Annotated in this window: 11 protein-coding genes; 4 read left to right on the forward strand and 7 right to left on the reverse strand. The window is 33.3% G+C overall.

Annotated features, from left to right (window positions below; all coding sequences use genetic code 11):
- Positions 1-159: 159 nt before the first annotated feature.
- Positions 160-1,677, forward strand: coding sequence for a choice-of-anchor I family protein (locus ABD859_RS11335; RefSeq protein ID WP_345144325.1), 1,518 nt, complete (start codon positions 160-162; stop codon positions 1,675-1,677).
- A 200-nt stretch (positions 1,678-1,877) separates the two neighbouring features.
- Positions 1,878-3,140, forward strand: a complete 1,263-nt coding sequence (locus ABD859_RS11340) for an OmpA family protein (protein WP_345144328.1) — start codon at positions 1,878-1,880, stop codon at positions 3,138-3,140.
- A gap of 293 nt (positions 3,141-3,433) precedes the next feature.
- Here ABD859_RS11340 and ABD859_RS11345 read toward each other — a convergent pair whose 3' ends face one another.
- The 5 genes from ABD859_RS11345 to clpB all read right to left on the reverse strand — a co-directional run bounded on the left by ABD859_RS11345 (position 3,434) and on the right by clpB (position 9,581).
- Positions 3,434-4,324 (reverse strand): carbon-nitrogen hydrolase, encoded by an 891-nt coding sequence (locus ABD859_RS11345; protein ID WP_345144330.1) that lies wholly within the window; start codon positions 4,322-4,324, stop codon positions 3,434-3,436.
- A 142-nt stretch (positions 4,325-4,466) separates the two neighbouring features.
- A complete protein-coding gene (locus ABD859_RS11350) occupies positions 4,467-4,883 on the reverse strand; it encodes a hypothetical protein (RefSeq protein WP_345144332.1) in 417 nt (138 codons plus the stop codon).
- Positions 4,884-5,058: 175 nt separating this feature from the next.
- Positions 5,059-5,469 (reverse strand): hypothetical protein, encoded by a 411-nt coding sequence (locus ABD859_RS11355; RefSeq protein ID WP_345144334.1) that lies wholly within the window; start codon positions 5,467-5,469, stop codon positions 5,059-5,061.
- Between the two features lie 262 nt (positions 5,470-5,731).
- On the reverse strand, positions 5,732-6,622 hold the full coding sequence (locus ABD859_RS11360; protein WP_345144336.1) for a DUF808 domain-containing protein: 891 nt from the start codon (positions 6,620-6,622) through the stop codon (positions 5,732-5,734).
- A 358-nt stretch (positions 6,623-6,980) separates the two neighbouring features.
- Positions 6,981-9,581 carry an ATP-dependent chaperone ClpB gene (gene clpB, locus ABD859_RS11365; protein ID WP_345144337.1) on the reverse strand — a complete coding sequence of 867 codons (2,601 nt, stop codon included), beginning with the start codon at positions 9,579-9,581 and terminating at the stop codon, positions 6,981-6,983.
- Positions 9,582-9,783: 202 nt separating this feature from the next.
- On the opposite strand from clpB, the gene ytxJ reads away from it, so the two are divergent.
- Together ytxJ and ABD859_RS11375 are read left to right on the forward strand one after the other, a co-directional pair.
- Positions 9,784-10,173, forward strand: a complete 390-nt coding sequence (ytxJ, locus tag ABD859_RS11370) for a bacillithiol system redox-active protein YtxJ (RefSeq protein ID WP_345144339.1) — start codon at positions 9,784-9,786, stop codon at positions 10,171-10,173.
- Positions 10,174-10,193: 20 nt separating this feature from the next.
- Positions 10,194-10,736, forward strand: a complete 543-nt coding sequence (locus ABD859_RS11375; protein ID WP_345144341.1) for an HD domain-containing protein — start codon at positions 10,194-10,196, stop codon at positions 10,734-10,736.
- 81 nt (positions 10,737-10,817) lie between these two features.
- Here ABD859_RS11375 and ABD859_RS11380 read toward each other — a convergent pair whose 3' ends face one another.
- Positions 10,818-11,990, reverse strand: coding sequence for a hypothetical protein (locus tag ABD859_RS11380; protein WP_345144343.1), 1,173 nt, complete (start codon positions 11,988-11,990; stop codon positions 10,818-10,820).
- On the reverse strand, positions 11,987-12,985 hold the full coding sequence (locus tag ABD859_RS11385) for a DUF2157 domain-containing protein (protein WP_345144345.1): 999 nt from the start codon (positions 12,983-12,985) through the stop codon (positions 11,987-11,989). The genes ABD859_RS11380 and ABD859_RS11385 overlap by 4 nt, the downstream gene beginning before the upstream one ends.
- Between the last annotated feature and the right edge of the window lie 60 nt (positions 12,986-13,045).

The raw sequence follows: 13,045 nt of genomic DNA on the forward strand, positions 1-13,045 counted from the left end.
AGATAATCATTCGATAGGATTATAAAACAAGTCTTTGAAAAGATGTAACATTTCATATAAAATATCTTATAAAATTTAAGTTAAAGATTAAATAATACATCCTTAATATTCCACCCAAATCCGGGAATTACTTTTGGCGAAAACTAAAACACAATCAAAATGAAAAATTTAAGCATCACATTATTAGCCGCTCTTGTATTTATGACAAGCTGCAATAACGATGAAAATCCTAAAAACGAACCAGAAGTTACAATAAACGAAAATCCGGGAACTTTTAAAGAAATTGGATCTATTACTATTGGCGGTGAAGCTGCAGCCGAAATCTCTGCTTACTGCGAAAAAACAAAAAGATTATTTACGGTAAATAACAGCGGAGTTAACCAAATTGATATTATTGATATTACTGACCCAACGAAACCAGCCAAAATTGGACAAATTGATTTAGCTGCTTATGAGGGTGCTGCAAACAGTGTTTCTGTTTTTGATGGAAAACTTGCTGTTGCTTTAGAATCGACTACTAACAAACAGGCAAATGGTAAAGTTGCTGTTTTTAACACTTCAGATTACAGTTTAATCAAACAAGTTACGGTTGGTGCATTACCTGATATGATTACGTTTTCTCCAGATGGTAAATATATTATGACAGCAAATGAAGGGGAACCAAATACAGATTATTCATTAGATCCAAACGGAACGATTTCAATTATCGAAACTGCTTCTTATACAGTTACGACACTTGATTTTAGCTCATTTGCAGGTCAGGCAGCTGCATTAGCAAAAGACGGATTCAGAATTTCAAAATTTGCTAAAAGTTTTGCTCAGGATATTGAACCGGAATACATTACAATTTCTGATGATTCTAAAACGGCTTGGGTAACTTTACAAGAAAACAATGGCGTTGCAAAAGTTGATTTAACTTCTAAAACAATTACTGCTATTTATCCTTTGGGTTTAAAAGATTTTAATACTGCCGAAAATGCAATTGATGTGAGTGACAGTGATGACAAAATTGCTTTTAATCCATGGAAAGTAAAAGGATTATATATGCCGGATGCTATAAGTCATTTTACGGTAAATAACACTCCGTACTTTGTTACAGCCAATGAAGGTGATGCAAGAGAATACAATGCTTATTCTGATGTGAAACGTATGAAAAACATGAAGCTTGACCCAACTGCTTTTCCAGATGCAGCAACTTTAAAATTAGATGCCAATATGGGAAGATTAAATCTTGTTGCCGATATGGGAGATACTGACGGTGACGGTGATTTAGACGAAATGGTAAGTTTTGGTGCAAGATCATTCTCTATCTGGAACGGCAACACTGGAAAAATTGTTTATGACAGCAAAAATGATGTTGACAAAAAAACAAACGAATTAGGAACGTATGATGATAAAAGAAGTGACGACAAGGGTTCTGAACCAGAAGCGGTAGTTGCTGCAAAAATGGGAAATCAGAATATTATATTCGTAGGTCTTGAAAGATCTGACGCTTTTATGGTCTATGACGCTACAAATCCAGTTTCTCCTCAATATTTACAAACTGTAAAAACAGGCGATGCACCAGAAGGAATTCTTTTTATTCCAGCTTCAAAAAGCCCTACTAAAAGAAGTTTATTAGTAGTAAGCAGCGAAGGCGACGGAACTGTAAAAATTTATCAGCCAGATTTAAAATAACCATTATTTCGCTATTTCAAAAAGGGTAAAATTTAAATTTTACCCTTTTTTTTGATTAAAAATTGAATTTTAATTAACAGATTTTCAGAATTATACGTTAATTAGTGGAAATTATGTAAGAGTAAATAGAACTTTGTCTTAAACATGACCTTTAATTTTGTCTGGAGTTTAAATAAAAACCCAATTAAATTTTTGATATCATGAAAAAGAAATTAGCATCATTTTCCCTTTTACTATTAGCACTAACAGCAGGTGCACAAAATATGGCTACTACGTCGGCAAAACCAGCAGCCAACCAACCTGAATACAACAAATGGTCTATCGAACTAAATGGTGGTGTTAACAAACCAACCCGAGCAATGACTGCAGGTTATACAACTGAATCATTAAATTTCTTTCACGGGGATCTAGGTGTTAGATATATGTTTAATCCAAAATTCGGGGTTAAATTAGATGTTGGATACGATCAGTTTAAAGAGAAAAAAAACACTCCTGATTTTGAAAGCCGATATGTAAGAGCTAGTTTCCAAGGTGTTGTAAACATTGGACGTGCTTTAAACTTTGAAACATGGACTAATACAATTGGTATTTTGGCTCATGGTGGTTTTGGAGTTTCGCAAATCAGCACTGAAACTGGTTTTGGAGGACAAGATTACATGGCGCACGGAATTGCCGGTTTAACAGGACAAATTAAATTAAGTAACCGAGTTGCTTTAACTGGAGACCTTACCGGAATTGTAAACGGAAGACAAAACTGGAACTTTGACGGAATGGGAAATACTACAACTGGTTCATTTGATGGAGTTCTATTAAATGCTTCTGTTGGTTTAACTTTCTACTTAGGTAAAAACGAAAAACATGCTGACTGGGTTGGCGAAGAAGACAGAATTGGTGAACTTGAAAAAAGAGTTGATGTAATCGAAACAGGTCTTATTGACTCTGATAAAGATGGTGTAGCTGATTTATACGATTTAGAACCAAACACTGTTTCTGGTGTTGCAGTTAACACAAAAGGTCAATCTATTGATACAAATCAAAATGGTGTGCCTGACGAGTTAGAAAGCTACTTAGAAAACACTTATGTTAAAAAAGGAAGCGAAACAGCAACAAACGGATCTGTTGAACAGTTAATCAATGGCGGCTATGTAAATGTTTACTTCGACTTTAATTCGTCTAAACCAACAAATGCTTCTTTATCTGGTGTTGATTTCTTAGTGAAATACTTGAAAAACAATCCAGGAAAATCAGCTGACATTATTGGATATGCTGATGAAATTGGAAACACATCTTACAATACTGAATTGTCTAGAAAAAGAGCTGAGGCTGTGAAAAAAGTAGCCGTAAATGCCGGAATAGATGCTTCAAGATTAAATGTAATTGCAAACGGTGAAGATACTTCTGTAAATAAAAATTCTAAAGAAGCTCGTCAAATCGTAAGAAGAGTTACTTTCCAGGTGAAGTAATCCCTATAAACATAAAAACAAGAAAAAGAACTGCTTCAATAATGAAACAGTTCTTTTTTGTTTTAAATATAAATTACAAAAGAGCTTCGGAGAAGCGAAATATTTATGGAAAAGAAAAGACATGTGCATTAAGAGCTCCAGCGGAGCGACATGTTAACAATTTATAGATATCGCTCCGCTGGAGCTCTTTTCATTTGTATTGTGCTGAAACACTATAAATATTTTGCTCCGCTGGAGCATACAAAAAAAGCTGTCTAGAAAAGACAGCTTTTTTAATTATAGGTAAATCCTAATTATTTATCGATTGCTCTTTTTGTAATATCTCCAAAAGCATCAATCCTTCTGTCTCTGAAAAACGGCCAGTTTTGACGAACGTTTTCTTGTAAATCTAAGTCAACCTCAGCAATTAAGATTTCTTCTTTATCATGAGAAGCCTGAGCTAAAATTTCTCCTTGTGGTCCAGCAATGAAAGAAGCTCCCCAGAATTGAATTCCTTCAGTTCCGTCAATGTATTTTTCAAGACCAATTCTATTCGCTGCTGCTACGAAAACTCCATTTGCAACTGCGTGCCCTTTCATTACATTCATCCAGGCGCCATATTGGTTTTCACCGTATTGTTCTTTTTCTTTAGGATGCCATCCAATTGCTGTTGGATAAAATAAAACTTCTGCACCTTTAAGAGCTGTAATACGAGCCGCTTCCGGATACCATTGATCCCAGCAGATTAATGTTCCAACAGTTCCTTTTTTAGTTTCGATAGCTTGGAAACCTAAATCTCCCGGTGTAAAATAGAATTTTTCATAGAAATGCGGATCGTCCGGAATGTGCATTTTACGGTATAAACCAGCTTCAGTTCCATCTGCATCAATAATATAAGCACTATTGTGATAAATTCCAGCCATTCTTTTTTCGAAGAAAGGAACAATAATAACTACTCCAAGTTCTTTTGCCAATTCGCTGAAAGCAATAAATGAAGTACTGTACAATGGTTCTGCTAATGCAAAATTATCTACATCTTCACTTTGGCAGAAATAATGACTGCTATATAATTCCGGAAGTAAGATAACTTCTGCTCCCTGACTTGCAGCATCTCTTACCCAGCTGATACATTTTTTAAGATTATTTTCGGCAACATCATTCAGATTTAACTGAATAACGGATATTTTATATTTTCTTTTAGACATGACATAAAATTTAGAGTGCAAAAATAGTAATTTTTAAAGGAACAGCAAAAACGGAGATGTCTATGAAATGATAAATATTTCTAAATAAAAAAACCATCTTACAGTGCTGTAAAATGGTTTCGTTTAATATGCTGTAGAATAACTATTCAATCACTAGCTTTTTTACTAAAAACTCTGTTTCTGATTTTTTGAATTTAATTTCAAAAGTTCCTCTTGAAACCGGTGAAAAAGTATAAACAGTATGAAGAGCTGTTGGTGTTTGGTTTGAACAAGTTTCTAATGGATATTTAGCTTCTACCTGAAATCCTTCTTCTTTTCCTATAGATATACTGCTGATTCTGTCAAATTGACCACAAGCATTATCTACGATAAACGAAACATCATAATTAATATCAACTCCAATTTTGCCAGTAGCCGGCCCGCTGATTGCAGTAACATTTGCAGATCTCGAAGTAGTTTGCGGTGTTTCACTCTTATTATCATTATCACTGCTGCATGAAACCAAAGAAACGGCCAAAAATAACATTATTAGAACTGATTGTAATCTAAAGACTTTCATATAAAATTTAATTAATTGTTCATTATTATGAAGATGAAGCTAAAATACAAAGGTTGCTTGATAAAATGTTAAATAATCTATTTTTTTTTCTACGTCTTTAAAAATAAAACCATTTTACAAATGTTTTAAAATTTCAAACAGATGCAAAATGGTTAATATAACCTAAAGCTAAAACCTATTCAATAACCACTTTTTGAGTTAAGAATTCAGTTTCTGATTTTTTAAATTTGATTTCAAAAGTTCCTTTTGTTGCAGATTTAAATTTGTAAATTGTTTTTTTAGGTTCCGGAATCTGTAGTGTACAAACTTCTGAAGGATATTTTACTTCAACCTGAAATCCTTTTGCAGCGCCAATTGCTGTTTCACTAATTTTTACAAATTCGCCACAAGCATTGTCTAGCACAAAAGTTACATCATAACTCAATTCATCATTTACTTTTCCCGTTGCCGGCCCTTTAATATCTGTTACAAATGCTGTTTTTGTTTTAACAGGTGCTTCAGCATGATCGTCATCATTATTGCATGAAACAAATGCAATTGTTAAAAATAATACTACTAAAGCAAAATTTAATCTAAAACTTTTCATATAAAATAATAATTAATTGTTAATTACTATGAAGATGTAAAGCGACGATAATGGTTGCTTATACAAAATGTTAATTGATATATTAAAAAGACTAAACAATTGAATTTGAAAAACTTATTGTTTAAAATATTTTTCATACAAGTAAGTTTTACTGTACAAAACAAACTTTTAAAACTATTGATATTGATAATCATTTATGAGTAGAAATAAAAAAAACACCAGTCTTTCGACTGGTGTTTTTTTATATTTTTAGAAAGTATAATTACGATGCTGGTTCTTTCTTTTTGAAAATCATTTTAAACAAATTCACAAGACCTAAAACAACAAAACCTAATATAAGTCCTATTACAAATTCTTTAATAATAGAAGGAATATTGATTTCCTCTGCTATATGATGAAAATATGGAATGTAATGTACAAAGATACCGCCTGCAACTAGTATCAAAGCTATTGTACCAACAACCGTTAAACCTTTAATAACTAACGGAAGTGCTTTTACCAAAATATTCCCAATAAATTTTGAGATGCTTTTTTCTCTTTTGCTGAATTTTATAAGTTTATAACCAGCTTCATCCATTCTAACAATAAGCGCTACAATACCATAAACACCAATCGTTGCAATTAGTGCGATAATAGAAGTTACGATAATCTGCTGCGCAATAGGCTGACCAATAACAGTTCCTAATGCAATAATTACGATTTCAACAGATAATATAAAATCAGTTACGATTGCAGACTTAATTTTTCCTTTTTCTGCTTCCAAGATTTGTTCTTCCGTAAAAGTCTCTTCGGTAATTCCTTCAGATTCTTCATGTTTATGAGGAAAAATAAATTCGTATATTTTTTCTGCTCCTTCGTAAGCTAAAAACAAGCCTCCAAGAACTAGAATTACAATAATCGCTACCGGAAAAAATGCGCTTAATAAAAACGCAATCGGCAGGATAATTATTTTATTAAGAAGCGATCCTTTACTAATTGCCCATAAAACAGGAAGCTCTCTTGAGGATGCAAATCCCGAAGCTTTCTCTGCATTTACGGCTAAATCGTCGCCTAAAATCCCTGCTGTTTTTTTTGCTGCAACTTTACTCATTACAGCAACGTCGTCCATAATTGCTGCGATATCGTCTAATAATACGAAAAAACCTGATGCCATTATATTTGTCTTTGTTTTATGTTTAGCTGTGCGAATCTACTACTTTTTACGCTAATCTCTTTAACGAAAATTGGATTTAATTTTAACTGCACTGACCTAATAAAACCCAAAGAATTATAAAAACGATTATCGTTCCAAAACATCCTCCGCCTAATTTTTTTGCTCCGTAACCAGCCAGTAATCCTCTAAATAAATTGTTCATAGTAATTTGTTTTTATGTTACTGTAAATTTGAGAATTAAGAACAAAATTTTCTTTATATTAATTTTTCTAAAAGTTTCATTATTCACGGTTATAAATAAAAAACACCGACATTGCTGCCGGTGTCCTTCGAATGTAATAATTAACTAAACAAATCATTAAACATTACCTGTTTGGTTTCTAAAAACCAATTTTCCATCAAAAGCATCAAGAAGAATGATACTGTCTGTTGTTATATTTCCTGCCAAAATTTCTTTCGACAATTGATTTAAAACTTCTCTCTGAACCACACGTTTTACAGGTCTTGCACCAAAATGCGGATCATATCCTTTGTCTGACAAGTAAGCAATAGCTTCTGGAGTTGCATCCATTGTAATACCTTGCAGTGCCAGCATTTTGGTAACACTTTTTAACTGCAGCGTTACAATTTTAGAAATATTATCAACTGTAAGCGGTGTAAACATTACAATCTCGTCAATACGGTTAATAAACTCAGGACGAACGGTTTGTTTTAATAATCCCAGAACTTCATCTTTTGCAGATTCCATTGCTGCTTCAACACTTCCTTTCAGGTTTTCAAATCGATCCTGAATAATATTACTTCCCATGTTTGAAGTCATAATAATAATCGTGTTTTTAAAATCAGCCAGACGTCCTTTATTATCAGTTAATCGGCCTTCATCTAAAACCTGGAGTAAAATATTGAACGTGTCCGGATGCGCTTTTTCGATCTCGTCTAACAAAATTACAGAATACGGCTTTCTACGAACGGCTTCTGTTAATTGTCCGCCTTCATCGTAACCTACGTATCCCGGAGGCGCACCAACTAAACGGCTCACACTGTGACGTTCCTGATACTCACTCATATCGATACGAGTCATCGCATTTTCATCATCAAAAAGATATTCGGCTAAAGCTTTTGCCAGCTCCGTTTTACCAACTCCGGTTGTACCTAAGAATAAGAATGTTCCAACTGGTTTTTTCATATCCTGTAAACCGGCGCGGCTTCTTCTCACGGCATCACTTACAGCCTCAATCGCTTCTTCCTGACCTACTACACGTTTGTGTAATTCATCTTCAAGATGCAATAGTTTTTCTCTTTCTGTCTGAAGCATTTTCATTACAGGAATTCCTGTCCATTTTGCAACAACCTCAGCAATATCTTCTCTTGTAACTTCTTCCTTAATTAAAGAATTACCTTGTTGAAATTCCTGCAGTTGTTTTTGCAGCGTTTCTTGACGTTCTTGTGCTTCTTTGATTTTTCCGTAACGAATTTCAGCTACTTTTCCATAATCGCCGTCACGTTCAGCGCGTTCAGCTTCATATTTAAAATCTTCAATTTCAAGTTTTACAGCCTGAATTCCGTCAACAATATCTTTTTCAGATTTCCATTTTGCATAGATTTCGTTGCGTTCTTCTTTTAAATTAGCCAAATCCATGTGAAGAATTTTAAGCTTACTTTCTTCTTTTTCACGTTTAATGGCTTCAATTTCAATTTCAAGCTGCATAATTTTTCGATCCAAAACATCTAATTCTTCAGGTTTTGAATTGATTTCCATACGCAGTTTCGAAGCTGCTTCGTCCATTAAGTCAATTGCCTTATCTGGCAAGAAACGATTTGTAATATAACGCTGTGAAAGTTCGACAGCCGCAATAATTGCCTCGTCTTTAATCTGAACTTTATGGTGCGTTTCGTATTTTTCTTTAATACCACGCAAAATTGAAATCGCGCTTTCGGTATCCGGCTCATCAATAAGTACCTTTTGGAAACGTCTTTCAAGAGCTTTATCTTTTTCAAAATATTTTTGATATTCATCTAAAGTTGTAGCACCAATTGCTCTAAGTTCTCCACGAGCCAAAGCCGGTTTCAAAATGTTGGCAGCATCCATTGCGCCTTCACCTCCGCCCGCTCCTACAAGCGTATGAATCTCATCAATAAAAAGAACAATATCACCTTCTGCCGCTGTAACTTCTTTTACAACCGATTTTAAACGCTCTTCAAACTCACCTTTAAATTTTGCTCCGGCAATCAAAGCTCCCATATCTAATGAGAAAACGATTTTATCTTTCAGGTTTTCCGGAACGTCACCATCAACAATTCTGTGTGCCAAACCTTCTGCGATAGCCGTTTTACCAACTCCGGGCTCACCAATAAGCATTGGATTGTTTTTGGTTCTACGAGTCAAAATCTGAAGTACGCGGCGAATTTCTTCATCACGACCAATAACCGGATCCAGTTTTCCCGTTCTGGCTAATTCGTTTAAGTTTTTAGCATATTTATTTAACGAATTATAGGTTTCTTCTGCCGAAGCCGAAGTTACTCTTTCGCCTTTACGTAATTCTTCGATCGCCGCTTTAAGACCTTTTCCAGTAACGCCCTGATCTTTCAAAATCTGAGAAACTTTACTTTTAGAATCAAAAATGGCTAAGATTAAATGTTCGATCGAAACATATTCGTCGTTCATTTTTTGTGCAATAATTTCAGCTTCGTTCAAAGCTTTATTAGCGTCTCTTGAAAGTAAAATATCACCTCCGGAAACCTTTGGAAAACTCTGAATTGTACTGTCTAAAATTTGTAAAAACAAAGGCACATTTACGTTTAATTTTTTCAAAATAAATGGCGCTACGTTTTCATCAACTTCAAAAATAGCTTTGAAAATGTGTTCATTTTCAATTTGCTGCTGGCCGTTTCGCTGCGCTAATTGCTGCGACAACTGAATGGCTTCCTGCGATTTAATAGTAAACTTATTTATATTCATATTTTTTCGATTTATGATTGATTGTTATTTATTTTATAAGATTAAAGTTACGATTTATTGAGATCATTTTTTAACTCAAAATAATTTAACTTTGTGTTCGAATAGACAAATTATATTCCATAGTAAAAAAACAGACAAAATGACGCTAAAAACTTGAATTTAATCATTTTTACACGTCAAAAAGTCATAAAACAAGCCAAATATGAGTTTTTTTAATTCAATCTTCGGAAGTTCAGAGAACTCAGAAGCTTCAAAAAGTAAAGTAAACTGGACAGAATTGACTGATATTCATCAGTTAATGGAAATTGAAGCTATTTCTAACGAAAAGCCGGTTGTAATCTTTAAACACAGTACCAGATGCAGTATAAGCCGTATGGCTTTAAAACAATTTGAAAGAGAATACAATCTTGAAGGAGTTGTTGATGCTTACTTTCTGGATTTAATTGCTCACAGAGATGTTTCCAATGAAATTGCCAGCCGATTTGGTGTGTATCATGAATCGCCACAACTTATTTTAATCAAAAACGGAAAAGCAGTTTACAATGTTTCGCATAGTGATATCGATGCCGAAGCTTTAAAAAGTAAAGTTTAGTAATTCTAAAGATGATTTAAATGGATGTTCAGACGGTTTATCAAAAAACAATAATTTTTGCCACAATAAAGCATTTAGAAAACAATCAAACGATTACAGATTCAAATCTTCCGTATGTTATTCACTTAAGTAATGTTACAATGGAAATTCTGGTTGCAGCAAATCATTCTGATAATTTTGATTTGAATTTTGCTGTTCAAGTTGCCTTGCTTCATGATACTTTAGAAGATACCAATACGACATTTGAGGAATTGGAAACAGAATTTGGACTGGAAATTGCCAAAGGAGTTTCGGCGCTTACTAAAAATGAAAATCTCCCAAAAGAAGAAAAAATGCTGGATAGTTTAGACCGAATTTCAAAACTAAGAAAAGAAGTCTGGGCTGTAAAATTAGCGGATAGAATTACAAATTTGCAAAAACCGCCAAAAACCTGGGACAATCTTAAAAGACAGAATTATAAAAAAGAAGCGGCTATTATTCTAGAAAAATTAAAAGGCGGAAACGCTTATTTAGAAAATCGTTTACGCAGTAAAATAGAAGAATACGAGCGATACTTAGATTAGTTTTCTTTGTAAAAAATTAAAAAGTGAAATGTAAACTGGAATACAGATTACATTTCACTTTTTACATTTTACAACATATATTTAAAAACTTCCTCCAGATCCGCCACCGCTAAATCCTCCGCCTCCAAAATCCATTGGCGAAGTTGTTTTTACTTCTGGTTTTACTCCTAAAGCCGAAGCAACAATTAAAGTCTGGGCATTTAAAATAGCAGTTGAATGAGTAATTCTATCTGGTTTAAAAGTCAAACCTGATTCCTTATTTTTTAATTTTTGAATAGAAAAATACGCAATCGCAGACATTATAAGTCCGCCAATAGTTAATGCGGCTTCAATAGGCAGAACAGAATAGTAAAATCTAATCGTAAAAATTGTGAATGCTATTGCTGCAAAACTTATCCAAAGCATTATTCTGTCCTTTGTTCTTAATGCCTGAACCAGATAAACCGCAGGAACTAAAAATGTAAAAGCATAAAAGAAAAATGAAAACGGAATATCCTGCCCGGGAAGAACGTCTACTCCTAAAAGTTCTAATGAAAGTTCTCTTACTACAAAATAATTACAGGAAAGATAAAACAGAATTAAACAAAAACTGTTTGCTAACAATAATCCGTTATAATAATAAGATTCTTTTAAATGCTTAAGTCTTTGTTTTGTAAAGAAATAAAACCCGCCCGAAACCAGCATTGCCACAAATGGCAGAATTGTTTTTCCTAGATCGCCAATTTCAAACATTCCAAAAAATAAAACAGCCGAAGCAGCAAAACAAAAAACAAGCATTGACAGCAAATGCAGATATCGAAGAAAAGCGATAATAGAAGCTACAGCGATAAAAATGGCAGGAATAATTCCCGTATAATAGTGTTCTGTTGAAAAAACAACCGCAATTCCAAGATTTAAAATGCCTCCCAAAATAAAAGCATCATCTAAACCATGATTATGGTATTTTTGAGAAGCAAGCAGCTCTGCTCCGGCAAAACCAATAATCGCAAAAAGATACATAGAAACCTTTAAAAAAGAATCTGACATACCGCTGAATCCCACAAGAGCAATAACCCCGCAAATTGACGAATGAAGAAATGATCCTAATAAAAAGAATCCAATACGAACTAAAATATTACTTTGACTATTAAAAGCCGGAAGTGATTTTTTAATGATCTTTTTTTGTTCTTTGCTGATAAAACCGCCATTTTCAAGATTTTCAGCCTCATCAATCAAAGCTGCATTGTGCAACAAATTTTTATCGTGTACTATCATTTTGAAATTTCTTTGTTGAATTTTTTAATCAATCTTATAAACATTACAATTGATCCAATTGCGTAAATCGGCAGAATAAGAATCAAAAGTTCCCAGAAATCATCTAAATCAATATGATCAAAGATTCTAAACAGAAGAATATTTAATCCTATAAAAGCATAAATAATCATAAAAACATACAGCGAAATTGATTTTTGCTGATAACTGGCTTTATAAAAATAAACAGATGAACCAGCCAGAATTAAAGTAAAAAACAGCCATGTTAACTCATCACCAACCATATTGCTTATACACGCAACACTTATAATGTGAAGTGCAAAAGTGAGATACACCAATGCAAAATGCGTTTTTAGGTTAATTTTATAGCTGTAAGTTGTCCATAAAACTAATAATACACTCAGAAAAACAGCCGAATAACTCAAACTCTGATTCGCATAAAAGTTATTATTGTCGTTAAAAATATCCTGCGGCGTTACCGAAAGACCAACATACGCCGCCAAACCTGTAACAGCAATTGTTAAAACACTTTTATTATCGAAATAATAAGCACATCCAAAACTAACAATTGTTGGAACCAGCGTCGCCAGACCATAATGAGTTCCAAAAGCTTCATATTTGAATTGAAGATAACCTATAAAAATGCAGGTTAAAACATTTGCAGTTAATACGACATATTCTAAAAACGGACTTTCTGATGTAGTTTCATTTTTTTGAAATCCTTTAGAATTTTTAAAACAATAATAAAAACATCCGCATGTTACTATAAATAAAATAGCCAAAAGTGCGATGTGACCAATACTGTCTATATTATCATAAATAAGGATTCCTATTCCGGTGGTAAACATTAAAACTGCAAGAGAAAGCAATAATTTTAATTCTACATTTAAAGAGAAAATATTGAGATTTCGATATTCTTTAACTTCCTGAAACTGATTTTCAGTAATTAAATTTTTCTCGAAAAGCTCCTGAGTTAACTGTTCGTCAAATTGCGTCATATTTCTTAACTTAAAAATAACTATTTCTCAAATGTATAGAATTTAGGTCGAATTTTCTTA

Source organism: Flavobacterium ginsengiterrae, assembly GCF_039539785.1.
Taxonomy (GTDB): Bacteria; Bacteroidota; Bacteroidia; order Flavobacteriales; family Flavobacteriaceae; genus Flavobacterium; species Flavobacterium ginsengiterrae.